We start from the raw sequence: 25,891 nt of genomic DNA, 5'->3' as shown, positions 1-25,891 counted from the left end.
GGTCAGATCTCCTTGACGTGCTCGAACGGTTCGAGGCAGGACCGGCAGCGGTGCAGCGACTTGCAGGACGTGGCACCGAACCGGGACAGTTCCTCGGTGTCGGCCGCGCCGCACAGCGGACAGCGCGGGACGGTGCGGGTGGGCAGCAGGGTGAGCGGGACCGGCCCCGGGTCGCGTCGCGGCGCCTTGCCGGGCGGGGAGATGCCGTGGTCGGCGAGCTTGCGCCGGCCCTCCTCGGTGATCCAGTCCGTGGTCCAGGCCGGGGAGAGCGCGGTGCGCACCCGCACGCGGTCGAATCCGGCCGCGCGCACGGACCGGTCCACGTCGGCGCGCATCTCGGTCAGGGCCGGGCACCCGGAGTAGGTGGGGGTGATCCACACCTGGAGCGTCCCGTCCTCGTCGACGTCGACTCCGCGCAGGATCCCCAGGTCGGCCAGGGTGAGCATGGGCAGTTCCGGGTCCGGAACGGCCGCGGCCGCCGCCAGGGCGCGCTCCCTGGCGGCCTCGACCCCGGCCGCGCTCGCCCCGTCGGCGTGCGCGGCGGCCCGGTCGGTGTCGTGCCTCGTGGTCACCATGTCGCCTCCGGGTGCTCCCGGGCCACCCCTTGGAGTTCGGCCAGCAGGGGCGGCAGTTCGGGTGTGTGGCGGCCCTCGCGTCCCGCCACGGCGGCCTGCGGGAAGGGCGCGGGCGCCGCCAGGGTCGCGGTGGTCAGGACCTGGGTGAGGACGTCGTGCACCTCGTCGGCGAGGGTGGAGGGGTCCACGCCCGCGCCCTGGGCGGCCAGGCGCGCCTCGACCGGGTGCGCGGCGAACAGCTCACCGGTCAGCGGCCACACGTCGGCGACCGCGGCGGCCATGCGCTCGTGGGAGTAGGGCGTGCCGTCGCCCAGCCGCAGCGTCCAGGACACCGCGTACTCGCGGTGGTAGGCCAGTTCGTTGACGGCCTTGGCGGCGATGGCGGACAGCACCGGGTCGGCGCTGTCGACCAGGCGGGTGAACACCGCCAGACGGGCGGTGGAGAGCACCAGCAGGGTCGCCACGGCGCGCGCGAAGTCCCCGCGGGGCGCCTCGGCCAGGTGGACGTTGCGGAACTCGGCCGGCCCCCGCCAGTAGGCGAAGCGGTCCTCGTCGCGGCCGGTGCCGTCGGCCTGTCCGGCGCGGGAGAGCAGCAGGCGCGCCTGGCCGAGCAGGTCGAGCGCGATGTTGGCCAGGGCCACCTCCTCCTCCAGCTCCGGGGCGTCGGTGACCCAGTGGGCGAGGCGCTGGGCCTGCACGAGCGCGTCGTCGCCGAGCATCTGGCAGTACAGCGCCAGGTCCTCGCCGTCGACACCCTCGGGCAGCGTGGTGTCCACGCCCGCGAGGGCGTCGGTGAATCCGGTGCCGAAGGCCCAGCGCTCGTCGCCGCCGTGCTCCTGGCCCAGAACCGAGTAGATGTGGTCGTCGCCGCTCATGGACCGTTCCTTAGATGTGCGGGACATCGTCGGGGATGGAGTAGAAGGTGGGGTGCCGGTAGACCTTGTCGCCGCTGGGCGCGAAGTAGGGGTCCTTCTCGTCCGGGCTGGAGGCGCTGATGTGCTCGGCGCGCACCACCCAGATGCTGACGCCCTCGTTGCGGCGGGTGTAGAGGTTGCGGGCGTTGTGCAGGGCCATGTGGTCGTCCGGCGCGTGCAGCGAGCCCACGTGGACGTGGTTGAGTCCCCGCTTGCCTCGGACGAAGACCTCGTACAGGGGCCACTCGGGCCGGGGCGCCTGGGTGCTGTCGTCGGTGCTCATACGGCGGCCTCCCGGTCGCTCTGGTGCTTGGCGGCGTAGGCGGTGGCGGCCTCGCGGACCCACGCGCCCTTCTCGTGGGCGGCGCGGCGGCGCTCGACGCGCTCGGCGTTCTTGGGGCCGCTGCCGGAGATGACCTGCTTGAACTCGACCCAGTCGGGTTCGCCGAAGTCGTGGTGGCCGCGGTCCTCGTTCCAGACCAGCTCGGGGTCGGGCAGGGTGACGCCGAGCTTCTCGGCCTGGGGGACGGTCATGTCGACGAACTTCTGGCGCAGGTCGTCGTTGGTGTCGCGCTTGATGCTCCAGGCCATGGACTGCTGGGTGTTGGGCGAGTCGGCGTCGGGCGGGCCGAACATCATCAGCGACGGCCACCACCAGCGGTCGACGGCGTCCTGGACCATCGCGCGCTGGCCCTCGGTGCCCTCCATCATGCGCATGAGCAGTTCGTAGCCCTGCCGCTGGTGGAAGGACTCCTCCTTGCACACGCGCACCATGGCGCGGGCGTAGGGCCCGAAGGAGCTGCGGCACAGCGGGACCTGGTTGCAGATGGCGGCGCCGTCGACCAGCCAGCCGATCACGCCGACGTCGGCGAAGGTCAGCGAGGGGTAGTTGAAGATCGACGAGTACTTCTGGCGTCCCTCGATGAGCCGCGTCGTCAGGTCGGCGCGGTCCACGCCCAGGGTCTCGGCGGCCGCGTACAGGTACAGGCCGTGTCCGGCCTCGTCCTGGACCTTGGCCAGCAGGATGGCCTTGCGGCGCAGGCTGGGCGCCGAGGCGATCCAGTCGCCCTCGGGCTGCATGCCGATGATCTCGGAGTGGGCGTGCTGGGAGACCTGGCGGACCAGGGTCCGGCGGTAGCCCTCGGGCATCCAGTCGCGCGGTTCGATGCGCTGGTCGGCGGCGACCTTGGCGTCGAACTCCGCCTGGTGGGCCTCGTCGGAGCCCGAGGGCGCCGGGTGGGCCGTCACGGTGGACATTGCTCTTACCCCTTCATAACCGAACGTTCGGTCAGTAATTAGTATCCCTGGATTCGCCCGCCCGGGCAAGTCCCCGGGCGGGCGAATCCGGGCTGGTCAGCTACCGGTGAAGGTCGGCGCCCGCTTGTCCAGGAACGCCTTGACCGCACCCGCGTGGTCGGCGGTCACGCCCAACTGGTTCTGCAGGTCGGCCTCCTCGGCCAGCAGCTCGGGCAGCTCCTGGGCGCCGGAGGCCGCCGCGCGCACCTCGCGCTTGGCCGCCACGAAGGCGCTGGTGGGACCCGAGGCCAGCCGGAGCGCCACCTCGCGGGCCCGGTCGGCCCAGGCGTCGTCGTCCACGACCTCGGTGACCAGGCCCAGCTCCAGGGCGCGCTCGGCACCGATGACGGTGCCCAGCAGCATCAGCTCCATGGCGCGCGCCTGGCCGAGCGAGCGCACCAGGCGGTAGGCCAGGCCCGAGTCCGAGGCCAAACCGATCCCGGTGAAGGCGGTACCGAACTTGGCCCGGCGGGCGCTGACGCGCACGTCGCCGGCGAGCGCGAACCCGAGCCCGGCGCCGACGGCGGCGCCGCCGATCCCGACCACGACCGGCACCTGGATCTCCTCCAGGGCCAGCACGATCGGGTTGTAGTGCTCGTGCACGGTCGTCAGCGCCTGCTCGGGCGCCTCCTCCAGGATCCGGGCGTGCTCGGCCAGATCCTGTCCCACGCAGAACGCCCTGTCCGACCCCAGCAGCAGTACCGCGCGCGCCGTGGTGGACTCCGCCGCCCGGCGCAGCGCCGCCAGCAGCTCCTCCTTGACCCGCCGGGTCAGCGCCGGGGTGTGCAGGCGCACCGTGGCGAGCCCGTCGACCTCGTCGAACTCCGCCGCCCTGTGTTCACTCACGCTTGTGCTCTCCCTCGTCCCAGATGTGGAAGCCCTGCCCGGTCTTCTTGCCGAGCCTTCCCTCGGCGACCATACGGCGCAACAGCTCCGGCGGCGCGAACCGGTCGCCCAGTTCGGCGGCCAGGTGCTCGGCGATGGCCAGCCGCACGTCCAGCCCGACCAGGTCGGTCAGGCGCAGCGGACCCATCGGGTGCCGGTAGCCCAGCTCCATGGCGGTGTCGATGTCGGCGGGCGAGGCCACCTCCTCCTCGACCATCCGGATCGCCTCCAGACCCAGCGCGACCCCCAGGCGGCTGGTGGCGAAGCCCGGCGCGTCGCGGACCACGATCTCGGTCTTGCCCAGCGCGGCGACCCAGCCGCGCACCGACGCCAGCACCTCGGGCGCGGTCTGCGGCGCCCTGACGATCTCCACCAGCTTGGAGGCCGGGACCGGGTTGAAGAAGTGGGTGCCCAGGAAGCGCTCGGGGCGCTTGAGGGCGGCGGCCAGGTCGGTGACCGACAGCGAGCTGGTGTTGGAGGCCAGGACGGCGTCCTCCCCCACGGCCCCCTCGGCGGCGGTCAGCACCGCGATCTTGAGGTCGGGCCGCTCCGGCACGGCCTCCACCACCAGGCCGACGCCCGAGGGCAGGTCGGCGATGTCGGTGACGGCGCTCAGCCGCGCCAGGACCTGCGAGGGGGCCGTGTCCAGCTTGCCCCGTGCCCGAGCCCCGTCCAGTCCGGCGGCCACCCGGGCCACGCCGGACCGGGCGGCCTCGTCGCCGGCCTCGACCAGCACCACGTCGGCGCCCGCGGTGAGGAACTGCTGGACGATGCCGGCGCCCATGGTGCCGCCGCCGACGACGGCGACGGTCGCGGGGACGTCCCGCGCGGAGGTGCTCATCGCTTCTTCCTCTCCAGGAACCGGGTCATCCGGTCGTGCTTGTCGGCGCTCTCGAACAGCACCGCCTGTGTCAGGTCGTCGGCCAGCGGGTGCGGCCCGTCGGCGTCCAGGACCATCTTGGTCATGCGCAGCGCCAGGGACGAGGACACCGCCATCCGGTCGATGAGGGCGTGGGCGCGTCCCCTCAGCTCCTCGGCCGGGACGATCTCGGCGACCAGCCCGTGGCGCAGGGCCGCCTCGGCGTCCAGGCGCACACCGCCCAGGAGCACCTGTTTGGCCACCGAGGTGCCGACCAGTTCCTTGAGCCGCCAGCAGGCGCCGGCCCCGGCGATGATGCCCAGGCCCGGCTCGGGCTGGGCGAACACGGCCTCGGGTGTGATGATGCGCAGGTCGCAGGCGTAGGACAGCTCCGCGCCGCCGCCCAGGGCGAACCCGTCCACGGCCGCGAGGGTCGGGGCGGGCAGCCGGTGCAGGCGCTCGAACAGGCGGCTGTTGATCCCAGCGAGGGCCTCCTCCCGTCCGCGCTCGCGCAACTCGGCGATGTCGGCGCCGCCGGCGAACACGGTGCCGTGGCCGGTGAGCAGCAGCGGACGGGGCTCGGCCTCCAGTTCGGCGCAGACCGCGTGCAGCTCGTCGATCATCCGGGCGTTGATGGCGTTGCGGGCCTCGGGGCGGTGCAGTTCCACCACCAGGCGGTCGTCTCGGCGCTCGACCCGCAAGGTGGCGAAGTCGGTGGGCTGGGTCACGGGCGCTCCACCAGCAGTGCCGCGCCCTGGCCCACGCCCACGCACAGGGTGGCCAGGCCGCGCGCGGTGCCCTCGCGCTCCATGCGGCCGAGCAGGGTCACGACGAGCCGCGCGCCGGAGCTGCCCAGCGGGTGGCCCAGGGCGATGGCGCCGCCGTCGGCGTTGACGCGCTCCTCCTTCAGGCCGAGTCGCCGCATCACGCCCAGGGACTGGGCGGCGAAGGCCTCGTTGAGTTCGACGGAACCGACGTCGTCGAGCTTCCAGCCCGCACGGTCCAACACCTTGTGCGTGGCCGGGACCGGCCCCAGGCCCATGACCTGCGGGGCGACACCGGCCGAGGCGGAGGCGACCACCCGGGCGCGCGGGGTGAGGCCGTGCTCGCGCACGGCCTCGGCGCTGGCCAGCACCAGCGCGCTGGCCCCGTCCGAGAGCGAGGAGGAGTTCCCGGCGGTGACGATGCCGCCCTCACGGAAGACCGGCCGCAGCTTGGCCAGGGACTCCAGGGAGGAACCGGGGCGGGGCCCTTCGTCGGCGGTGACCTCGTGCGTGGCGCCGCGCCGCCCGGTGACGGTGACCGGGACGATCTCCGCGTCGAAGCGCCCGGCCTCGGCGGCGGCCACGGCACGCTCGTGGCTGCGCAGCGCGAAGGCGTCGCACTCCTGGCGGGTGAGCCCCTCCAGGACGGCGACCTCCTCGGCGGTCTCGCCCATCGACAGCGTGTAGCGCAGTTCGTCGGGGCCGGCGCCGGCCGGGGCCCCGGCGTCGTGGGCGGCGAAGCGGGGGTTGGTGAAGCGCCAGCCCAGGGAGGTGTCGGCGACCTCGCCGGGCTTGGCCCACGGGGTTCCGGGCTTGGCCATCACCCAGGGCGCGCGGGTCATGGACTCCACGCCCCCGGCCACGACCAGGTCGGCCTCGCCGGCGCGGACGGCCTGGGCCGCGGAGGCCACGGCGGTGAGCCCGGAGGCGCAGAGCCGGTTGACGGTGTAGCCGGGTACGGAGGGGTCGAGTCCGGCGAGCAGCGCCGCCATGCGGGCCACGTTGCGGTTGTCCTCCCCGGCCTGGTTGGCGGCGCCGAGGATGACCTCGTCCACGGCCGAGCCGGGCGCGCCGGAGCGGCGCAGGGCCTCGGCGACGGCCGTGGCGGCCAGGTCGTCGGGCCGGACCCCGGCCAGGGCGCCCCCGTAGCGTCCCTGGGGTGTGCGCGCCCCGTCGACGACGTAGACCTCGCTCATGCAAGACTCCCCTTGTCAGGGCCGGTGACACGCGCCACCGACTCGTGTGAACCCATCGACACTTCTCCTTGACACCGCCACTGGGCAACTGCGTTAATGCATTAGTAACCGAACGTTCGGTCAGTAAGCAAGTCCGTGCGGCCCTCCCCCGCCGACGACGGCCGCGACCGGACCGCCCCTCGGGGGCGTCCGGGGCGCGCGGAGCAGAGTACCCGGAGAGATCCATGGCAATCCAGGACACCACGACCACGCCGGCCGACGCCGACACCCCGCGGCGGCTGGGGCGGGCCCCCGGCCCGGAGTCGCTCGACCCGGCGGAGCGGATGAGCGTCGACGAGCTGCGCGCCCTCCAGCTCACGCGCCTGCGGTGGACCCTGGAGCACGCCTACGCCAACGTGCCGCTGTACAAGGCCAAGTTCGACGAGGCGGGCGTCCACCCGGGCGACCTGAAGGAACTCGAGGACCTGCGGCACTTCCCGCACACCACCAAGGCCGACCTGCGCGACAACTACCCGTTCGGCATGTTCGCCGTGCCCCAGGAGCAGGTCAGCCGCATCCACGCCTCCAGCGGCACCACCGGGCGCCCCACGGTCGTGGGCTACACCCGCCAGGACATCGACACCTGGGCCGAGGTGGTGGCCCGCTCCATCCGCGCCTCGGGCGGGCGCCCCGGCCACAAGGTGCACGTCTCCTACGGTTACGGGCTCTTCACCGGCGGACTGGGGGCCCACTACGGCGCCGAGCGGCTGGGCTGCACGGTCATCCCCGCCTCCGGCGGCCAGACCGCCAAGCAGGTCCAGCTCATCCAGGACTTCCGCCCCGAGGTCATCATGGTCACGCCCAGCTACATGCTGACCCTGCTGGACGAGTTCGAGCGCCAGGGCATCGACCCCCGTTCCACCTCGCTGACCACCGGTATCTTCGGCGCCGAGCCCTGGACCGAGCGCATGCGCCTGGAGATCGAGGAGCGCTTCGACATCCACGCGGTGGACATCTACGGCCTGTCGGAGGTCATGGGACCGGGCGTGGCCAACGAGTGCGTGGAGACCAAGGACGGCCTGCACGTGTGGGAGGACCACTTCCTGCCCGAGGTCCTGGACCCGGTCACCCACCAGGTCCTCGACGACGGCACCTACGGCGAACTCGCCTTCACCTCGCTGACCAAGCAGGCCATGCCCGTGATCCGCTACCGCACCCGCGACCTGACCACGCTGCGCCCGGGCACCGCCCGTCCCATGCGCCGCATGGACAAGGTCACCGGCCGCAGCGACGACATGATCATCCTGCGCGGGGTCAACGTCTTCCCCACCCAGATCGAGGAGATCATCCTGGGCCTGGACGGGCTGGCCCCGCACTTCCAGCTGGTCCTGACCAAGGAGGGCCGCCTGGACCACATGGCGGTGCGCGTGGAGGCCCGACCCGACTGCCCCGCCGACCGGCGCGCGGCGCTCTCGCGGGAGATCACCGCGACGGTCAAGGACCGGGTGGGCGTGAGCGTGCGCGTCGACGTCGTCGACCCCGAGCAGATCGAGCGCTCCGTCGGCAAGTTCCGCCGCATCGTCGACCAGCGCCCGCGGGACTGACGAAGCGCGGGTGAGCGTACGGCCGCCGCGGGGCGGACACGGAGGGCTCCGCGGCGGCCGTGTCGTGTCCAAGGGCGGACGGAGGGCAGTCGGGGGGCGGGTGTCGCACCGTCCTGGCAGAGTTTCGCCCATGCCTGTGACGCACCCGTTGACCTTCCCCCGTCCGCTCCTCATGCCCGACGCGCACGAGGACGGCGCGTACTCCGCCTTCTCCCACCTCGCCGTGGACTTCTCCCCCTCCGGAGACTGCTACGTCCTCTCCGTCCTGCGGCAGTACTCCGCGTGCAGGACGCGGGGCATCCGGGTCCTGACGGTCTCCCGTCACCGACCCGACGGCTCCCTGGCGGCCCACGTGGTGCTCCGGCACACCAAGGACGAGGAGCCTGAGACCCGCTCCGGGATCCCCACGGACGTGAGGGACCTGTGCGTCCTACCGGACGGCACCCTCGCCCTGTCCACGCCGGAGAACCGGACGTTCCTGGTCGACGCGGACCTGACCAGGCTTCTGGGGGCCTGGGAGGGCGCGCCCAGGACCGGCCGCTACGGGGAGCGGCTCGACGTCGCCGAGCACGTGGAGAGCTCCTTCGCCGCCGCGATCCGCACCACACCCTCAGGGCGACTGCTGTGCGCGGTGGCGGAGTTCGGAGTGCACAACCACACGGGGAGCGTGCCCAACCTCATCGGCCTGACCGACGGGCCCCTGAAGCCCGGCCACCGGCCGACGGTCGAGGTCCTCGCCTGCCTGCACACGCCCGAGGAGACCCGCGGGCTCCCCTCCCTGCGCGGCGACACGAGCCCGACCATCCCCTACACCGACCACCGCGGCGCCCCCGCGGGCCGGAACAACCGTCCCTCGCCCGGCATCGTGGCGGCGGCACGCGCGCGGTGGCCGGAACTGGGCGCGCAGATCCGGGCGAAGCAGTTCCGCCCCCACCTGGAGGCCTTCGCGGTGGTGGCCGACGACCTCTTCGTGGTTCCGGTCTTCGACGACTGGCGGCCGATCAAGAGCAGCGAGTACGCCTACGCCCTGGTCGACGACAGCGGCGCCCTGGTGGGACGGCTCGACGGACCGGGGACCGAAGAGCGCTCCCCCGAGCCCGGCGACCACCACGCCGTCGTCGCCGACCCCGCCCGCGGCCGGATCTTCCACGTCAACCGGTCCGGGCTGTACCTGTGGTCGGCCGACGGGACGCTGCTCACCATGCTGCCCACCACCGACAAGGCCTACCGGGGGCTCAAGCACCTCACGCTCATGGGCTGCGGCCCGGAGGGCGACCTGGTCCTGATCCGCCAGGAGCACGGCCTCCTCACACGGGTGGAGGTACCCGAGGACCTGGACCGGCTCGGCGAAGCGGTCGCGGCGGCGCTGGCCGACCACACGCGCCGGCGCACCCGCCTGAAGAAGCAGCTGGCGCCGACCGACTGGCTGTGGACCCGGGAGGACGTCCCGGCCCTGCTGTGAACGCCCCGCCCGAGGGCTGGAACGGTCTTCCGCCTCACCACCACTCGGATTTCGACCTGCTCTACACCCCGAGCCGGTTCGCTCTCCGGGACCCGGTCCGTGCAGCGAGGTTCCCGGGCTGCTTGGTTGCGACGTCAGACCTATCCACCAGCAACCCGGGCCCCTCCTGTCCCGCACCCTCGGCCATCCCCGATCGGTGGCCAGACCGAAGAAGCTCAGTGAGCGGGTCGGGGCAGTACAGCAAGGGCTGTCCCGGCTATATCGGTCAGCGTCTGCTCGCTCGCTCCGGCCTTGCCCAGCGCTTCGATGCCGCGCAGTACGGCGAGCACCAGCGCGGCCAGCTTTCCCGGATCCGCGTCCGTGGCAATGTCGCCATTGCGCTGACAGGCTGCGATGTCGCCCTCCAGTAGCGCTTGCAGCGCCTCGATGGCCGCGTGCGCCCGCTTGGCCACCGTCTCGTCGTGTTCGGCCAGCTCGGCGGCGCCCTTGGCCAGCAGGCATCCGCGGTGGGCGGTGTCTGCGGCGGTCGCCGCCGCCACCGCGTACACGAGGGCGGACAGCCGCGCGTAGGCGTCCGCGTCGTTGCCGCGCAGCTGTCGGCTCACAGCATCGACGACGGAGCCGCAGTAATCGTCGAACACGCGGTGGAACAGTTCCTGCTTTCCGCCGAACGCGCCGTACAGGCTGCCTTTGCCGAGCCCCGTTGCCTCGGCGATGTCTTCCATTCGCGTGGCGGCGTACCCACCCGACCAGAACCGCTCCCGGGCAGTGTCCAGTACCTGCTGCTCGTCGAACTTCCTAGGTCGTGCCATGGGGACACTCTACCCATTCTTGACTCGTTCGTCCATAACGGCTAGCGTTATGGACGAACGAGTCAAGAATTGAGGAGTGGGCGCGTTATGACGGATGTACTCGCAGGCAAGGTGGCGGTGGTCACCGGAGCCAACAGCGGCATTGGGCTTGCCATCGCCAGGCGGTTCGCTGCGGAGGGGGCACGGGTGTTCCTGGCCGGTCGCCGTCAGGAGCCGCTCGACGCGGCCGTCGCTGAGATCGGGCCGGCGGCCATCGGTGTGAGGACCGACGTTTCGGTACAGACGGACCTCGATGACCTTTACTCGGTCGTGCGCGAGGAGGCGGGCCGCATCGACGTGCTTGTCGCCAACGCCGGCAGCGCTGTCCCTCAGCGTCTCGGTGAGATCACAGAGGAAGCCACCGACGCCACCTTCGGCACGAACGTGAAGGGCACGATCTTCACCGTGCAAAAGGCACTGCCCCTGCTCTCGGACGGCGCCTCGATCGTCGTGACAGGATCGACCAGCACCCTCCGCCCCGGACCGGGCCTGGAAATCTACGGCGCATCGAAGGCGGCCGTGCGCAATCTGGTGCGCAGCTGGGCGCTCAGCGCGCAGGAACGGAAGTTCCGGGTGAACGTGCTGAGCCCCGGCCCGACCGAGACCCCGGGCCTGATCAGCGCCGTAGGAGCCGACCACCAGCTCGCCTCGGAGGTGCCGCTCGGCAGGATCGGCCGCCCGGATGAGATCGCCGCCGTGGCGACGTTCCTGGCCTCGGACGCTTCCAGTTTCGTCAACGGCGTCGACTGGTTCGTCGACGGAGGCCAGGCGCAGGTCTGACCGCGCCCCTCATACGGTGCGCATACCGGGCACCCTGGTTCACCGGACGGGCCGGTGAGCCCATGCTGTCAGCTTCGGATCGCCGCTACTGCTACATCCTGCGGCAATCCTCCTCGACCCCCGCTCCCGCACGGAGCACCGGGCAGGCGAGCGGGCAGTCCGCGCGGTCGCGGGCTCCCCGCTCACCGGAATCGACCCGGGCGGGGTTCAGGCCTTGCGGGCCACACCGCCGTACTCGGCCACCGGGCGGACCTCGCCGACCTCGGTGGGCTCCGGTCGCCACAGCGAGCACGAGACCACGCCCGGCTCCAGCAGCTCCAGGCCGTCGAAGAGCGCGGTGATGCCCGCCGCCGAGCGAATCGTCAGCTTGGGCGTGCCGCGCTCGTTCCAGGCCTCCGCCACCCGGTGGGCACGAGCGTGGTCGAGGTCGTCGGTGGGGTGGGAGACCACCAGGAAGCTGCCCGGGGCCAGAGCATCCAGCAGGCGGTCCAGGATCGAACGCACCTCGGCGTCGTCGGCGACGAAGTTGACCACGCCCAGCAGCATGAGCGCCACCGGGCGGGACAGGTCCAGCGTTCGGGCCGCCGCCGCAAGGATCGTGTCAGGGTCGCGCAGGTCGGCGTCGACGTAGTCGGTGGCGCCCGCCTCGCTCCCGGTCAGCAGGGCCCGCGCGTGCGCCAGCACCAGGGGGTCGTTGTCCACGTAGACCACCCGCGCGTCGGGTGCCACGGACTGGGCGACCTCGTGGGTGTTGTTATGCGTGGGCAGGCCCGTGCCGATGTCCAGGAACTGCCGCACGCCCTCGTCACGGACCAGGTAGGTGACGGCGCGGACGAGGAACCCCCGGTCGGCGAGCGCGTTGTCCGCGATCTCGGGGAAGAACGAACGGATCTGCTCGCCCATCTCCCGGTCCACCGGGTAGTTGTCCTTTCCGCCCAGCCAGTAGTTCCAGATCCTGGCGTTGTGCGGAACGGAGGTGTCGATCTGGGGAGGGGAGGTCTCGGACACGGTCCTGCTTTCTCGTCGTCGTGAGCCGCTGCACCGCGGCGCGCACCAGTCAATGCCTTCCGGAACCCGCCCGGCAAGCACCGAAACGCCCGAAAATCCCACTATTGTGCGAATGTCGCGCCCGTAGACCGAAGGACCACCCCGGTGAAGCACTCCACACCCGAGTTCGCCCGCATCGCCGAGCGGGGCACCGTCCTGCGCTGCCAGGTCGGGTCCGGCGTGCACGGTCTGGGCCTGGACGGGCAGCAGGACCGCGACGAGATGGGCATCTGCCTGGAGCCGCCCGAGTACGTCATCGGTCTGCGCCCCTTCGAGCAGTACGTCCACCACAGCCGTCCCGAGCACACGCGGTCCGGCCCGGGCGACCTGGACCTGACCGTGTACTCCCTGCGCAAGTGGACCCGCCTGGCCCTGGACGGCAACCCCACCGTGCTGCTCCCCCTCTTCGTCCCCGACCACGAGATCGTCGCCATCACCGCGGTCGGCCGCGAGCTGCGCGACCAGCGCGACCGGTTCGTCTCGCGCAGGGCGGGTCACCGCTTCCTCGGCTACCTGCGCGCCCAGCGCGAACGCATGGAGGGCACGCGCGGCGGCAAGCACACCAACCGTCCCGAGCTCATCGACCGGTACGGCTTCGACACCAAGTTCGCCTACCACATGGTCCGGCTGGGCCTCCAGGGCATCGAGCTGCTGGAGACCGGCCGCATCACCCTGCCCATGCCCGAACCCGACCGCTCCTGGCTGCTGGCCCTGAGGAGGGGCGAGTACACCCGGGAGACGGCTCTGGAACGCGCCTACGCCCTGGAGGAGCGGCTGCTCACCCTGTGCGGGACCAGCGACCTGCCCGAGGAGCCCGACACCGCGTGGGCGGAGGACTTCCTCGTCCGGACCTACCTCCGTGCGTGGTCGGTCGAGGCGACCCCGCGCGAGGGCCGTGACCGGGCGGGATAGGGTGATCCACCGTAGAGGTCCACGAGGAACGGTAAGGAAACACCATGGTCGGAACAGCCGCGTTCGTACTCATGATCGTGAGCCTGTCGATGATGATCTTCGCCGGTGTCCTCGCGACGCTGGTCAAGACTCGCTAGACCTGTTCGACGCGCGCGACGGGTGCGGCCCCACCGGCCCACCCGTCCCGGGCCCACGCGCACGAAACCACTGTCGCCCGGCCGCCACGACCCGCTAGTGTGCCCCCCACAACGTGTAGCTCAACAGCAGAGCACCCGGCTTCGGTCCGGGAGGAAGCGGGGGCGGCACCCGCCACGTTGGCTATGGAACACCACACCACCCCCGACCCCCGCTACGCCCGCGACCGGCTGGCCCGCGCCCTGGTCTCGGCCCTCACCCACGACGATCCCCACGTCCGTGAGGCCGCCGCACAGCGTGCCGACGCCTGGCACAGCGTGGTCACCGGCATGGCCGATGGCACGCTGGAGATCGGATCGCGCACCCCGGTCCGCGGACTTCCGACCTGGGTCACGCCGCAGGTCCTGCACGGCGGCTTCGCCACCGGCACGCCCGCCGCCGCGGGCCCCCTGCGCCCGCACGAGCGCGACCTGGCCCGGCGGCATGGGCTGCCGGCCGAACGCGCCGCCCTGTACGCCCACCACCTGACCGAGGACGGTCTGGCCGAGCTCACCGCCCTGCTCGACGAGGGCGGATACGCGCTGGACCTGCCGGAGGAGGCCGCGCTGCTGACCGTGGCCTGGCTGCTGCGCGCCGGAGACACCCGCGGAGCGTTGGACGTGCTCCGCGCCGTCGAGCCCTTCGCCGGCATCCTGTGCCTCACCCCGCGCCCGGCCCCTCGGGACACCACGCCCACGGGCACGGTTTTCCGCGAGAGCGCGGGCCGGGTCGAGGAGTCGCTGGGCAGGCGCGCCGCCCGTACCGACCGCGACGGCAACCGGCCCAAGGTCCAGCAGGAGGCCCTGGCCGTGTGGAATCCGTTCACCGACCGGGTCCTCGCGCACTGGTTGGAGACCGTCCGCGACGGTCGCGTGGACGCCGTGCGGCCGCAGGGCTGGCAGGCGCGCGGCGCCGCGCTGCTGGCCGAGTACACGCGCCTGGCCGCCGAGCACACCCTGTGCTCCAAGCACCGCAGTCCCAAGAAGAACCTGGCCGTCCTGCTCGCGGCCCTGCGCGAGAGCACCGAGGGGGGATCGCCCACCGCGCGGCTGCGCGGGCGGCTCCAGCTCGCCGTGGACGCCATGGTCGCCAAGCGCGGGGCGCCCGGGTCAGCCCGCCACACCGCCCTGCGCGACGAGCAGGCCGCACAGGCGGCGCGGCCCACCCACGACGTCCTGGCCTCGGTGCTCAAGTCCCGGCTCGCCGGGCTGCCCCGCGCGTCGGGGCTGGCCGACGTGAGCGGCGCCGTGGCCCCCGTCAGTGAACGCGAGGCGGCGGACTTCGGTGTCCCGGCCCACTGGCCCTTCCCCGCGTCGCTGCGCCGGATCGTGCTGCGAGGGGCCACCGGAACGCTCGACGACCTGGTCGGCCTCGGCGTGGTCACCTCCGCCGAGGTGATGGCCGGGCTCGTGCCGACGCTGGTGGCCGAGGCGGAGGCCACGTCCGCGTCCGACCCCGCGCTGAGCCGCCTGCTGGCCGCGCACCACCGGGCCTTCACACGGCGCCGCTCCCTGCTCCTGCTGAACCTGAGCACCCAGGTCCGCCCGGCCGAGCTGCCGTGGATCCACCGCACGCTGCCCCACCGGACGGCGACGGAGGCCCACCACCGGGAGGCACGCGACCTGCTGCTGCGGCTGGGCACGGCGGTCGTGGCGCACTTTCCCGACACGCTCGTGCCCAACCCGATGGTGAGCCAGCTCAACACCCTGAGCCGGAGCGCCGGACTGCACCTGCCGCTGGTGGAGGAGCTGGCCGCCGACATCTTCGCGGGCGACTTCTCCCCGAAGTTCGCCGAGGCCGCGCGGGAGGCCGCGGTCCTGCTCCACGACAGCCCCTACGCCCGCTACTACGGCATCGACTACACCGAGGTCTTCGGCCTGCCCGACGGGCCCGGGCCCCGGGCCCGTCGGGGCCCGAGCGCCTTCGCCGAGCTGTGCCGGGCCCGCGCGGGGGACCCCGGACCGGGCGTCGCCGGCCAGGGCATGGTGATCGAAGAGGCGCAGATCCTCACCACGCACAACCTCGCGGTCATGGTCGGCCTCGGTGTGCGACCCGACTCCGGTTGGGCCGACCTGGCCCGGCGCGCGCACGCGGTCACCACGCTCATGATCGAGCGGCTGCCGGGAGCGGACCACGTGCGGCGGGCGGCCCTGGCCTGGCGCCAGACGCTGTTCTTCCTGTCCCTGTGCTCGGCGGCGGAGCAGCGCGACCTGCTGGTGTGGATGGGAGAGCGCTCACCGGACTCACCCGGGCGCGCCCGCCGTCGGCTGGACCCGCTCCTGGCCGGGCTGCGGCAGGCCGTGGACGGCGCGCCATCGAGCGAGTGCGCCGCCGTGCCCCGTTTCCAGGGATGGTCACCGGGTCGGCACTGGATGCTCGGCCTCGACTCCCCCGCGGCCGACCGCGGTCAGATCCCGAACGGCGGGGCGTAGCGGACGGTGCCCGCGGGCAGCGGTCGGGGGGTGCTGCGCCGAAGGCGTCCGTTGAGGGTGGTGGCGGGCGACGGGTAGGGGGCGCTGCGCCGAAGGCGTCCGTTGAGGGTGGTGGCGGGCGACGGGTGGGCCATGTCCAGGCTGAGCGCCATCAGGGCCTCGTCGGGGACCTCGATGCTCACCCCGATGCCGTGGACCGAGGCGCGCCCGAAGCCGAACCGCGGGTAGTAGGACGGGTGGCCCAGGACGACCACGAAGCGCTCGCCCTGCTCGGCCGCGGCCGCCAGTGCCGCGCGAATGACCGCGGAACCGGCGCCGCGCCCCTGGTGCTCGGGGCGCACCGAACAGGGCCCCAGGCACAGGGCCGGGACGTCGTCGATGTGGCAGCGGGTCAGCAGCGCGTGCGCCACGACGCGGCCGCCGCCGTCCTCGGCCACCAGCGAGAGCCCGTCGATCCAGGCGGGGTCCTCGCGCAGGGCGTCGACGAGGTCGGCCTCCAGGGGCGTGTCGAACGCGGCGAGCGTGAGGTCGCGCACGGCCGCGGCGTCGGCGCCGGTCTCGGTGCGCGTGGTCCAGGTGGGACTCATGGACGGTTCCGTTCGTGCTGGGCATGGCAGGCGTGACGGAAGGCGGACGAACCGGCGTGGGGCGTCCGTCCACACCGCCCCGCACCGGCCGTCCGGGGCCAGGATACGGGCTCCGGCGGCAGGGGGCTCAGGGGCCGGAGGGGGTGGGGCGGGCACGGTCGCATGAGGGCTCCGAAGTGCTCGGTGGAGGGGACGGCGTGGATGCGCGGAGGACGGGGGCGGGGGCGCCCTCCTCTGGGGCGGGGCCGGGCCGCCCCGTGCCGCGTGGCACGGGGGCACGGCCTCGTACCGACGGCCTGGACGGCCGTGGTCTGCTCGGGTTCGCAGGAGAGGGTCGGGGCTCGATGGCGTGGCTGGGGTGGACGCGAAGACGCCCCCGGGGACGGCGCCCAGGTCCGGGCTCACGAAAGGCGTCCGGAGCGGCTCGGACGGCCTCGGCGAGGTCATGGCGTTGGCTTCCTTCGGTCAGTGGACACCCAGCCCCGCCGGTCCGGAGAGAGCCGTCAGGATGCAACGACGCGTCGTCGGCGAACAACCACCGACGCGCCGGCACCCCCAGGAACACGAAGGGCCAGACTTCTCTCTCGGACACTGCGGCCACATCCACGGATCCACCCGTGGCCGCATCCGGCCAGCGCACGCGGCTGGGCGCGCGGCGTTGTCCCTCACGTCCGCCCTCGTTAGGGTGGACGCATGTCGATTTGGTCTCGCGGTGACCGTACGGGCCGGGTCGAGGAAGCCCTGCTGATGCTGGAGGGTCAGGGCATCATCGACGGCCTGGACATCCTCCTCGCCGAGGACAAGCCCTACAGAGTGCGAGTTCCGGCCGGAATCGTCCACATGGACGAGGACGAGGCCTCCATGTTCGCGTTGGGCGCGGTCGTCGGGGCCTTCGGCGGTGTGGCCCGCGCAGGAACCTAGGCCACCGTTCCCGGGCGCCGGCCCAGCGTGCGCAGGACCGCGTCCAGGAGCAGGTCGCGGACCATGCGGCGGTGCTCGGGTGTGTGCTCGACCGTCAGTTCGTTGTTGAACGTGGACAGGCACGTCCCCATGACCAGCTCCGCCAGCGGGCGCGCCGGACGGCCGTCCTTGGGCAGCTCCTCGACGAACCGGGCCACCTCGATGGCCTCACGCAGGGCCTCGATCCACGGCTCCAGCCGGGCACGCCACCAGTCGCGCTGCGGGCCGGGCTCGGCGCCCAGGCCCGAGACGGCGGCCAGCAGCCCGCCCGACTCCAGCCACAGCTCCGTCCAGGCGTCCACCAGGCGGCCCGTGTACCCGTCGATGGTCTCCATCCGGCCGAACGTGAGGTCCAGGCGGGAGGCGAAGGCCGTCAGCCGCACGTCCACGGCGGCCTGCAGGACCTGGTTCTTGTGGTTGTAGTACCGGTACACCGTCGACCGGTCGATGTCGACGCCCTCGGTGATCTCCTTGTAGGTGATCTGGCTGAAGGGCTTGGTCCGCAGCAGATCGACCAGGCTGTTCTGCAGCTGGAGCATGCGCTGGGCGGCCCTCAGGCTCCCGCTGGTCCCCGGTCCGGCGTCCATCGGCACCGCCGTTCCCGATCCCTGTTCCGTCATCTGCCCAGTCCTTGTCGCCGACGCCGATACCACGGGCCCCGCCCGCCAACACCGCGTTGACGTGCGGGGCGCTCGTGTGGGAGGGGTGTCCTCCCCGGCAGGACGATACCCGGCTCAGCGTGCGGCGGGCTCCGCCTCCCTGCGGGCACGGTGCTCGCGCAGGAAGTCCCGGTACCAGTGGAAGCTGTCCTTGGGGTGGCGCTCCAGGGTCTCGTAGTCCACCCTGACCAGGCCGAAGCGCCGCTCGTAGCCGAAGGCCCACTCGAAGTTGTCCAGCAGCGACCACACGAAGTAGCCGCGCACGTCGACCCCCGCCTCGATGGCCGCGGCCAGGGCCGCCAGGTGCTCGCGCAGGTAGTCGACGCGCTCGTCGTCGTGCACGCGCCCCTGGGCGTCGGGCCGGTCGTCCTCGGCCGAGCCGTTCTCCGTGATCAGCAGCGGCGGCAGCCCGGGGTAGCGGCGCTTGAGGTCGACCAGCAGGTCGGTGAAGGTGTGCGGGACGACCGGCCATTCCATGGTCGTGTGCCGCACGCCCTCGAAGGCGACCTGTTCGGTCCCGATGTCCACGGCGGTGCGCAGGGCCGGATCGGGCTCGGCGTGCGGGGCGTCGCGCAGCATGATGGGCCGGTAGTAGTTGATGCCCACGAAGTCCAGCGGGCGGGAGATGATCTCCAGGTCGCCCTCGGCCCGGTAGGAGCCGTCGGCCAGCCCCGGCCAGGTCTCCTGCTCGTTGTCGGGGTAGGCCCCGGTGAGGATCGGGTCGAGCCAGGTCCGGTTGTGCAGGGTGCGCGCCCGCTCCACCGCGGCCCGGTCGGCCTCGGAGCCGGTGGCCGGCACCAGGTGGTCGGGGTTGAGGGTGATGCCGACCTGTTCGGCGCCGGCGGCCCGCAGTTCGCCCACGGCCAGTCCGTGCGCGAGCAGGAGGTGGTGGGCGGCGGCCAGGGCGGGGCGGCCCTCCTTGGTGCCGGGCGCGTGGCGGCCCACGGCGTGGCCCACGAACGCCGAGCAGAACGGTTCGTTGAGCGTGATCCAGCGGCGCACCCGGTCGCCGAGGCGGTCGGCGACCACCCGCGCGTACTCGGCGAAGCGGTGGGCGGTCTCGCGCGACCGCCAGCCGCCCTCGTCCTCCAGGGCCTGGGGCAGGTCCCAGTGGTAGAGGGTCAGGGCGGGCTCGACCCCCGCTTCCAGGACGGTGTCCACGAGGCGGTCGTAGAAGGCCAGGCCCTCGGCGTTGACGGGGCCCGCTCCGGTGGGCTGGACGCGGGGCCAGGCCACGGAGAAGCGGTACAGGTCCACGCCCAGGTCGCCCATGAGCGCGACGTCCTCGGCGTAGCGGTGGTAGTGGTCGCAGGCCACGTCGCCGCTCTCGCCCCGGGCGACGCGCCCGGGCGTGCGGCAGTAGGTGTCCCAGATGGAGGGGCCCCGGCCGCCCTCGGCGGCCGCGCCCTCGACCTGGTAGGCGGCGGTGGCGGTGCCGAAGAGGAGTCCGGGGGGCAGGATCGGGTCGGTCATACTGGGCCCTTCGTGGTTGGGAGCGCTCCCAATCCTAGAGGACGCCTGCACATCGAACCGGATCGGCCTCGGGGCCGTCCAACCCTTCGGCGCGCGCCACCCCCGCGACGCGCGACCGGAAGGGGAACGGATGAGCTGGACCGACTACAGCCAGAACGCACGGATCAGGGACCTGGAGGAGGCCCTGGACTCGGCGAGTGCCAGACTGGCGCACGAGCGCCGCCACCTGCGCTCGGAACTGTCCCAGGTCCGCGGCAACCTGGAGAAGCGGCTGGACCGGGTCTCGGCCTCACTCGACGCCTTCATCGAACTCAGCGACGTGCGCGAGACCCTGTCCCTGTTCGGCGACGCGGCGCGCGCCCGCCACCGCACGCTCCAGATGCTCGACGGCGTCCCCCTGAGCGACCTGCGCCTGGACGATGTCCCCGACTACTGGCTCGTGCCCGCCGCCCACGGCCTGCACGCCCTGCGCGGCGGCGACGCCGCCACCGCCCGCGTGCGCTTCGACGACGCCGCCCAGCGCGACGCCGCCCGGGCCGGGGCGTTCGCCGCACTCGCCACCGCGCTCACGCACGCCGAGCACGCCCGCTCGATGGGCGCGACGCTGACCGCCGACCTCCTCCCCCACCTGCCGACGCCCACCGAGGAGGTCGACCGCCGGCAGCGGGCCCTGTGGCTGCTCACCGCCGACGGCTCCTTCGGTGACGAGGCCCGCGAACACCTGCTGCTGTCCACCCTGCGGCACTGGTCGGCGGAAGGCGCCCGCCCGGGCGAGCTCCCGGGGCGCCTGGGGGGCCACCCCGACCCGAGCAAGCCCCGTCCGGCGCGCGGCCGGCTCCCGGCCGAGGTCACCCAGCGCGTGGACGCCGCCCGGCGGCTCACCGGCCTGCGCGAGGACGTCACCCGCATCGCCGCGCTGGGCGGTGAGGACTCCTCCGCGGAGGTCCTCGCCCCGGACGCCGCCAGCGCCGACTTCCTGTGGGAGTCGCTGCGCCTGCTGGTGGAGGAGGGCAGCCCCGAGGAGGTACCGCTGCTGACCCGGGCGGCGGAGCTGCGCGGCGTCATCGAGGACGACACCGGTCCCCGGCCGGCCTGGGGCGACCGTGTCGGCACCGTGGCGTCGCTGCTCAACGACGACATGGTCCGCGACGAGGCACCCGCGCACCGGCGTACCTTCGCCCTGGTCCTGCAGCGGCCCGCGGTGATGGACACCGCCGAGACACTGCTGGAACGGGCCACCGCGCCGGTCGAGGACCGCTCCTCGGTCCCGGTCCGCGGAACGCGGATCGCGATCACCTCCCGGGGCGCCGACGCCCAGGACCTCGCCGGCCTCGACGCCCGCCTGGGGCGGGAGGCCCCCACCCCGACGCTGCCGTCGTTCGTGCAGCCGGCCACCCTGGTCGCGACCGCCCTGCTCGGGATCGTGGCGCTGGCGACCGCGTCCGGTGTGATGTGGATCCTGTGCCTGGTCGCGGCCGGGGCCGCCCTGCTGGTGTTCATCAAGAACCACGGCCCCGAGCAGGACCACGAGGACCGGGGGGCGCAACAGAAACGCGCGCGCGAGCAGGTGGAGGCCGCGGTGGAGTCCTGGCGCTCGGCGCTGACCGAGGCCGAGGGCGCCGCCGCGACCGCCCGCGAGGAGGCCGAGCGGATCCGTTCCCTGCTCAACCCGGCGTGAGGCGGGCCCGGCCGGGCGGTGGCCGTCCCCGCCCGGCGCGGGCGGGGAGACTCACCCGGGCAGCGGCGCGGCCACGAGCAATCGCATCTCCAGGGACAGGTCCGCCACCCGTTCCGTGGTCAGGCCGGCCTCGCGCAGGAGCGTCTCGTACTGGTGCTCGGTGCGTTCGGCGCCGGTGGTCATGACCAACATGTGCACGTCGAAGAGAGAGGACAGCAGCGGGCTGCCGTCGTCGGGCAGGATCCGTTCCAGGATGAGGACGCGACCGCCGGGCGCCAGCGCCTCGCGGCTGTGCCGCAGAACGGCCCTGGCCCGGTCGTCGGACCAGTTGTGCAGGACGCGGCTGAGGATGTGGACGTCGGCACCCGGGGGCACGGACTCCAGGAAGTCGCCGGCCTCGATCGTGGCGCGTCCGCTCTCCAGGTACGCCGACAGGCGTTCGCGGGCGGCGGGCAGGGCCGTGGGGCGCTCCACGAGCACGCCGTGCAGGTGGGGCGCGTGGTCCAGGACGGTGGCGAGCAGGTCGCCGTCGCCCCCGCCCAGGTCGGCGACCACCCGGGCGCCGGTGAAGTCGTAGACGGCGGGCAGCGCCGTGCCGAACCGTCCGCCGGCCGCCATGCCGGCGGAGTAGAGGCCGGCGTCCTCCGGATGGTCCGACAGGTAGCTGAACACGTCGGTGCCGTGCGCGACCTCGAAGGCGGTCCGCCCCGTGCGCACCGACTCCTCCAGGCTCCCCCAGGCCTGGGCGAACATGGCGCTGTCGTAGAGCAGCACGAGGTCGCGCAGGCGGGAGGGGTGCTTGCGGTGGAGCGCGGCGCCGGTGTCGGTGAGCTCGTGGCGGCCCGACCGGGTCCGGACCACGTCGACCGCGCTCAGCAGGCGCAGCAGCCGGTTCAGCCGGTCGGCCCGCAGCCCCAGCGACTCGGCCAGCTCCGCCGTGTCCGCGGCTCCCTCCGCCAGGTGGTCCACCACGCCCAGGCGCACGGCCGCGGCCACGGACCGGGCCGCCCAGGGGCCGGTCATCAGCCGGATCAGTTCGCGGCCGGCGTTCTCGTCTTCGGTCACCGTTGCCCGCCTTCCGGTTCGAGGGGTTGGGGACTGTTGCCGGTTGAGTGTGCATGAATGTCCTTACCCACGCAGGAGTGGTCATGGACGCGCCTCGGTCGCGAACTCCCGGTCGTGCTCGTGCGTGTTCCGGGGGTGCCGGGCCCTGGGTGGGGACGCTGTCCTTGATTTTCGTGGTTCGCCGGACACGGCCCCGCCCGCGCTGCTAGCTTTCCGATCGAACACACGTACCAGGCCAGGTTCGGGAGGTGGGGCTCGTGGTGCAGCGCGACACGACTCGGTTGCGGTCCATTGGCGCCCCCTCTGTGGTCCCGGGCCCGTCCGGGGTGGCGGTACGCGACCGGCTCACACACCTCACACCGGCCGATGAGCAGGTCCTGCGTGTGGTGGGTGCCCATCTGGGCTCGCTGGCTTCTGGTGACCTGGCGACCCGGTGCCGTCAGGGGCGTGACCACGACGCCGATACCTGGGCGGCGCGTAAACGTCAGGTGAGCCGGGAGGCCACGTCGCGGTGGGCGGGGTCGATCACCAAGGCCAGCCACGACCAGTGGGCGCTGGCCCGCCGCAGCCAGCTCGCCCACCTGCACAAGCTCGAAGCGGGTATCCGGATGCTGGAGCACCGGCTCTCGCTCGCCCTGGGTGCCAAGGGCACCAGGCACACCTCCGGCGGGTACCGGTCGCGGCGTGAGTGGCACGCCAAGGCCCGCCGCCTGGCCACTTTGGAAGGCCGGCTGGCCGAGGAGCGAGCCGACTTCCAGGCCGGGCGGGTGCACGTGGTGCGGGGCGGCAAGCGCCTGCTCAACACGCGCCACCACCTGGACCAGGCTCAGCTCACTGAAGCCGAGTGGCGGGATCGGTGGGAGGCCGGGCGGTTCTTCCTCCAGGCCGATGGGGAGTCCGGTAAGCGGTACGGCAACGAGACCATCCGCCTCACACCGGAGGGGCGGGTGTCGATCCGGCTCCCGGTCCCGCTGGAACACCTGGCCAACGCCCCCCACGGCCGCTACGTGCTCTCCTGCCGGGTGGTGTTCGCTCACCGGGGCGCCGAGTGGGCCGACCGCGTCGAAGCCGACCGGGCGGTGGCCTACCGCATCCACCACGACGCGGAGCGGGCCCGGTGGTACATCACCGCGTCCTGGACCCGCCCCAAGACACGAACCCTGCCGTTGGCGGCGGCCCGTGCCCGGGGAATGGTCGGGGTCGATATGAACGCCGACCATCTGGCCGCCTACCGGCTCGACACCCACGGCAACCCGGCCGGAAACCCCGAACGGTTCTCCTTCGACCTGACCGGCAGCGCCGCGCACCGCGACGCCCAGGTCCGGCACGCCCTGACCAGGCTGCTGCACTGGACCAAGCGCACCGGCGTACAGGCGATCGCGATCGAGGACCTGGACTTCACCACCGGCAAGACCCGGGAGAAGCACGGCCGCAGGAAATGCTTCCGGCAGCTCATCTCCGGCATGCCCACCGGCAGGCTCCGGGCCCGCCTCGTGTCGATGGCCGCCGAACGCGCAATCGCGGTCGTGGCCGTGGACCCGGCCTACACCTCGAAGTGGGGCGCCCAGCACTGGGCCGAGCCCCTGAACAGCAACAACCGAAACATGACTCGCCATGACGCCGCCGCGGTGGCCATTGGCAGGCGCGCTCTGGGGCACCCGGTCCGGCGTCGGACGGCACCGCCCCGCCACCACCGGAGTGATGGTGGCGGGCCTCGGACCGTCCAGACCGAACCGGGCGCTTTGGGGCGTGAGGGACCCCGCCGCCCTGCCACGGAACGCGCACACGATGCGCGTCACCGGGCAGGGGAGGAGAGAACGCGGGGAACCAGCGCGTCCACCACCGTTCGGGACACGCGCAGGGACAGCAGATGGGCCCAACACCCACTCCTGCACACTGGATAAGAACGGTCTCACAGCCAGTTCCGGCGTCTGAACACAACGTAGAGGGTGATGCTGACCAGTGTCATGGCGGTCAGGGTCAGCGGCCAGCTGAACGCCCAGTGGAAACCGCGTTGAGGCGCGATGTTCATCCCGTACACGGACGAGATGAGCGTGGGCACGACCAGGATGCCACCCCAGGACGAGACCTTCTTCATCGCCTCGTTCTGGGCCTGCTGGATGAGCGCGCTGTTGACCGTGAGGATGTTCTGCAGCATCTGGCGGAATCCGTCCACGCGTTCGCGCACGGCCGCGACGTGGTCGGCGACGTCACGCACGTAGGCGTGCACCGCCTCGCGGTCGGGGCGCTCGCCGTAGGGCTGGGGCTGGCCGGGGCCGAGGGTCTCGGGGCGCTCCAGTCCGGCCAGGAGGTCGGACAGGACGTCCCCGAGCGGATCGACCGCCCGTTGCAGGGCGATGACCTGGCGCGAGAGCCGGTAGGTACGGCGGGAGGCGTCGCGGTCGGTGGCCAGGACCTGGTCCTCGACCTCATCGATGTCGTCCTGCAGGCCGGACACCGCGGGGGCGTAGTCGTCCACCACCCGGTCCAGGACGGCGTAGAGCACGCCCAGTGGGCCGATGGCCGCCAGGCGCGGCGCCTCCTCCAGTCGCTCACGCACGGCGTCGGTCTCCCCGTGGTCGCCGTGCGCGATGGTGATGACGAAGCGGTGGCCGGTGAAGACGTGGACCTCGCCCACGCGCACGACCTCCCGCGCGGTGTCATAGCGCGCGGGGCGCAGGACCACGAAGAGCCCGTCGCGGTAGCGCTCGGCCTTGGGGCGCTGGTGGGCGACGACGGAGTCCTCCACCGCCGGCTCGGGCAGGCCGAACTCGTGGGCGACCCGGGCGACCTGTGCGGCGTCGGGCTCGGTCAGGGCGACCCAGGCCATGAGGCCGTCGTCCTCGTCCAGGGCCCGGCGGGCCTCGGCGCTGGTGTCGGTCTCGCGTTCGAGGCGCCCCCGGCGGTGGAGCACCGAGCGCACGGCGCCGGGTCCGGCGGGCGCCGCGACCGCCTCACCGCCCAGGGCCATCACGCGTTCGGGTGCGGCGTCTGTCATGGGCGGCCCCTCGTGTGTGCGGCGTCGACCCGCACGATCCTGTCCCGACCCGCCGCGCCGTGCGCGCCGACACGCCAGTGGGGCCGCGGGTCACTCGCCCCGGGCGCGGATCGTGATGTTGAGCCGCCCGCGCAGGTCCAGGTCCGGTGGCGCGGTGCCGGGCCGGGTACGCGGGACCCCGTGGTAGGCCATGCGCGAGGGACCGCCGAAGACGAACAGGTCGCCGCTGCGCAGTTCGACGTCGGTGTAGGGGCGGGTGCGGGTCTCGGTGTTGCCGAAGCGGAACACGCAGGTGTCGCCGAGGCTGAGGGAGACCACGGGGGCGGGCGAGCGCTCGTCGCGGTCCTGGTGCATGCCCATGCGGGCGTCGGCGTCGTAGAAGTTGACCAGGGCGACGTCGTAGGGGTCGGCGTCGGCCGCGGGCGGGGCGCCGTAGGCGGCCGTCACCGCGCGCACGGCCAGGTCCCCGAGCAGGTCCGGGAAGGGCTGGACCGGAGTGCCGTCGGGCAGGGTGCGGCTGTAGGAGTACGGGGCCCAGTGCCAGCCCAGGCTGGTCATGCGCACGCTCATCACGCCGCCGCGCGGCATCGTGTGCTGCCGCATCCCGGCCGGGCCCCGGGACCACGCGCGGCAGCGCCGGACCAGGTCGGCCTGGGTGTCGGCGTCGAGCCACCCGGGCACGTGCACGGCGCCGGGCGCCACCTCCACGGGCGGGGCCCCGAACAACGCGTCGCTCATGCC

Annotated in this window: 23 protein-coding genes, 1 tRNA gene and 1 pseudogene; 9 read left to right on the top strand and 16 right to left on the bottom strand. The window is 72.9% G+C overall.

All coding sequences use genetic code 11. The annotated features are described in order from the left end of the window. Nucleotides 1–2: 2 nt before the first annotated feature. From paaD to DFP74_RS19985, 8 genes are all read right to left on the bottom strand, one after another. The gene (gene paaD / locus DFP74_RS20020; RefSeq protein ID WP_121183663.1) at nt 3–575 is read right to left on the bottom strand and encodes a 1,2-phenylacetyl-CoA epoxidase subunit PaaD; all 573 of its coding nucleotides are present in this window, start codon (nt 573–575) and stop codon (nt 3–5) included. Next, the gene (paaC, locus tag DFP74_RS20015; RefSeq protein WP_121183661.1) at nt 569–1,450 is read right to left on the bottom strand and encodes a 1,2-phenylacetyl-CoA epoxidase subunit PaaC; all 882 of its coding nucleotides are present in this window, start codon (nt 1,448–1,450) and stop codon (nt 569–571) included. The genes paaD and paaC overlap by 7 nt, the downstream gene beginning before the upstream one ends. Before the next feature lie 10 nt (nt 1,451–1,460). Then, on the bottom strand, nt 1,461–1,772 hold the full coding sequence (gene paaB / locus DFP74_RS20010) for a 1,2-phenylacetyl-CoA epoxidase subunit PaaB (RefSeq protein ID WP_121183659.1): 312 nt from the start codon (nt 1,770–1,772) through the stop codon (nt 1,461–1,463). Next, a complete protein-coding gene (gene paaA / locus DFP74_RS20005; RefSeq protein ID WP_121183657.1) occupies nt 1,769–2,746 on the bottom strand; it encodes a 1,2-phenylacetyl-CoA epoxidase subunit PaaA in 978 nt (325 codons plus the stop codon). The genes paaB and paaA overlap by 4 nt, the downstream gene beginning before the upstream one ends. 96 nt (nt 2,747–2,842) lie before the next feature. Further along, nucleotides 2,843–3,631, bottom strand: coding sequence for an enoyl-CoA hydratase-related protein (locus DFP74_RS20000; RefSeq protein WP_121183655.1), 789 nt, complete (start codon nt 3,629–3,631; stop codon nt 2,843–2,845). Beyond that, complete coding sequence (locus DFP74_RS19995) at nt 3,624–4,511, bottom strand: 3-hydroxyacyl-CoA dehydrogenase family protein (RefSeq protein WP_121183653.1); 888 nt, start codon at nt 4,509–4,511, stop codon at nt 3,624–3,626. Before DFP74_RS19995 ends, DFP74_RS20000 begins: the two co-directional genes overlap by 8 nt. Continuing rightward, nucleotides 4,508–5,257 carry an enoyl-CoA hydratase/isomerase family protein gene (locus DFP74_RS19990; RefSeq protein WP_121183651.1) on the bottom strand — a complete coding sequence of 250 codons (750 nt, stop codon included), beginning with the start codon at nt 5,255–5,257 and terminating at the stop codon, nt 4,508–4,510. Before DFP74_RS19990 ends, DFP74_RS19995 begins: the two co-directional genes overlap by 4 nt. Next, nucleotides 5,254–6,489, bottom strand: a complete 1,236-nt coding sequence (locus tag DFP74_RS19985) for a thiolase family protein (RefSeq protein WP_121183650.1) — start codon at nt 6,487–6,489, stop codon at nt 5,254–5,256. The genes DFP74_RS19990 and DFP74_RS19985 overlap by 4 nt, the downstream gene beginning before the upstream one ends. 224 nt (nt 6,490–6,713) lie before the next feature. Between DFP74_RS19985 and paaK the strand changes: the two genes are divergently transcribed. Next, nucleotides 6,714–8,072: a phenylacetate--CoA ligase PaaK gene (gene paaK / locus DFP74_RS19980; RefSeq protein ID WP_121183647.1), complete on the top strand. Its 1,359-nt coding sequence runs from the start codon at nt 6,714–6,716 to the stop codon at nt 8,070–8,072. 130 nt (nt 8,073–8,202) lie between these two features. Then, on the top strand, nt 8,203–9,534 hold the full coding sequence (locus DFP74_RS19975) for a hypothetical protein (protein ID WP_121183645.1): 1,332 nt from the start codon (nt 8,203–8,205) through the stop codon (nt 9,532–9,534). 215 nt (nt 9,535–9,749) lie between these two features. Here DFP74_RS19975 and DFP74_RS19970 read toward each other — a convergent pair whose 3' ends face one another. Then, nucleotides 9,750–10,346, bottom strand: a complete 597-nt coding sequence (locus tag DFP74_RS19970) for a TetR/AcrR family transcriptional regulator (protein ID WP_121183643.1) — start codon at nt 10,344–10,346, stop codon at nt 9,750–9,752. An 87-nt stretch (nt 10,347–10,433) separates the two neighbouring features. On the opposite strand from DFP74_RS19970, the gene DFP74_RS19965 reads away from it, so the two are divergent. Then, complete coding sequence (locus DFP74_RS19965) at nt 10,434–11,165, top strand: SDR family NAD(P)-dependent oxidoreductase (protein WP_121183641.1); 732 nt, start codon at nt 10,434–10,436, stop codon at nt 11,163–11,165. 207 nt (nt 11,166–11,372) lie between these two features. Here DFP74_RS19965 and DFP74_RS19960 read toward each other — a convergent pair whose 3' ends face one another. Continuing rightward, entirely contained in the window at nt 11,373–12,173 is an 801-nt protein-coding gene (locus DFP74_RS19960) for an SAM-dependent methyltransferase (protein WP_121183639.1), read from the bottom strand. A gap of 144 nt (nt 12,174–12,317) precedes the next feature. Here DFP74_RS19960 and DFP74_RS19955 point away from each other — a divergent pair, with 144 nt between their 5' ends. The 3 genes from DFP74_RS19955 (at nt 12,318) to DFP74_RS19950 (ending at nt 15,730) form a co-directional block, all read left to right on the top strand. Further along, nucleotides 12,318–13,124: a DNA polymerase beta superfamily protein gene (locus tag DFP74_RS19955; RefSeq protein WP_121183638.1), complete on the top strand. Its 807-nt coding sequence runs from the start codon at nt 12,318–12,320 to the stop codon at nt 13,122–13,124. Nucleotides 13,125–13,370: 246 nt separating this feature from the next. Further along, a tRNA-Arg gene (locus tag DFP74_RS33580) sits at nt 13,371–13,442 on the top strand. A 2-nt stretch (nt 13,443–13,444) separates the two neighbouring features. Then, a complete protein-coding gene (locus tag DFP74_RS19950) occupies nt 13,445–15,730 on the top strand; it encodes a transcriptional regulator (RefSeq protein WP_121183636.1) in 2,286 nt (761 codons plus the stop codon). A 128-nt stretch (nt 15,731–15,858) separates the two neighbouring features. On the opposite strand, the pseudogene DFP74_RS19945 reads toward DFP74_RS19950, so the two are convergent. After that, nucleotides 15,859–16,317: pseudogene (locus tag DFP74_RS19945) on the bottom strand (GNAT family N-acetyltransferase); the annotation flags it as partial. A gap of 693 nt (nt 16,318–17,010) precedes the next feature. Between DFP74_RS19945 and DFP74_RS19940 the strand changes: the two are divergent. Further along, nucleotides 17,011–17,238: a hypothetical protein gene (locus DFP74_RS19940; protein ID WP_121183632.1), complete on the top strand. Its 228-nt coding sequence runs from the start codon at nt 17,011–17,013 to the stop codon at nt 17,236–17,238. Here DFP74_RS19940 and DFP74_RS19935 read toward each other — a convergent pair. Together DFP74_RS19935 and DFP74_RS19930 are read right to left on the bottom strand one after the other, a co-directional pair. Continuing rightward, on the bottom strand, nt 17,235–17,816 hold the full coding sequence (locus DFP74_RS19935) for a TetR/AcrR family transcriptional regulator (RefSeq protein ID WP_121188387.1): 582 nt from the start codon (nt 17,814–17,816) through the stop codon (nt 17,235–17,237). The genes DFP74_RS19940 and DFP74_RS19935 overlap by 4 nt on opposite strands. A gap of 195 nt (nt 17,817–18,011) precedes the next feature. Next, nucleotides 18,012–19,409: a GH1 family beta-glucosidase gene (locus tag DFP74_RS19930; protein ID WP_121183630.1), complete on the bottom strand. Its 1,398-nt coding sequence runs from the start codon at nt 19,407–19,409 to the stop codon at nt 18,012–18,014. Nucleotides 19,410–19,539: 130 nt separating this feature from the next. Here DFP74_RS19930 and DFP74_RS19925 point away from each other — a divergent pair, with 130 nt between their 5' ends. Then, nucleotides 19,540–21,087, top strand: a complete 1,548-nt coding sequence (locus DFP74_RS19925) for a hypothetical protein (RefSeq protein ID WP_121183628.1) — start codon at nt 19,540–19,542, stop codon at nt 21,085–21,087. A gap of 51 nt (nt 21,088–21,138) precedes the next feature. Here DFP74_RS19925 and DFP74_RS19920 read toward each other — a convergent pair whose 3' ends face one another. Further along, entirely contained in the window at nt 21,139–22,152 is a 1,014-nt protein-coding gene (locus tag DFP74_RS19920) for a methyltransferase (protein WP_121183626.1), read from the bottom strand. A gap of 383 nt (nt 22,153–22,535) precedes the next feature. Here DFP74_RS19920 and DFP74_RS19915 point away from each other — a divergent pair, with 383 nt between their 5' ends. Then, nucleotides 22,536–24,056: a transposase gene (locus DFP74_RS19915; RefSeq protein ID WP_233571055.1), complete on the top strand. Its 1,521-nt coding sequence runs from the start codon at nt 22,536–22,538 to the stop codon at nt 24,054–24,056. 8 nt (nt 24,057–24,064) lie between these two features. Here DFP74_RS19915 and DFP74_RS19910 read toward each other — a convergent pair whose 3' ends face one another. Further along, nucleotides 24,065–25,150, bottom strand: coding sequence for a magnesium and cobalt transport protein CorA (locus DFP74_RS19910; protein ID WP_121183624.1), 1,086 nt, complete (start codon nt 25,148–25,150; stop codon nt 24,065–24,067). Between the two features lie 90 nt (nt 25,151–25,240). Then, nucleotides 25,241–25,888: an alpha-ketoglutarate-dependent dioxygenase AlkB gene (locus tag DFP74_RS19905; RefSeq protein ID WP_121183622.1), complete on the bottom strand. Its 648-nt coding sequence runs from the start codon at nt 25,886–25,888 to the stop codon at nt 25,241–25,243. Between the last annotated feature and the right edge of the window lie 3 nt (nt 25,889–25,891).

The sequence above is a fragment of the Nocardiopsis sp. Huas11 genome, assembly GCF_003634495.1.
Lineage (GTDB): Bacteria > Actinomycetota > Actinomycetes > Streptosporangiales > Streptosporangiaceae > Nocardiopsis.
This window is presented reverse-complemented; position numbering and strand designations above follow the sequence as displayed.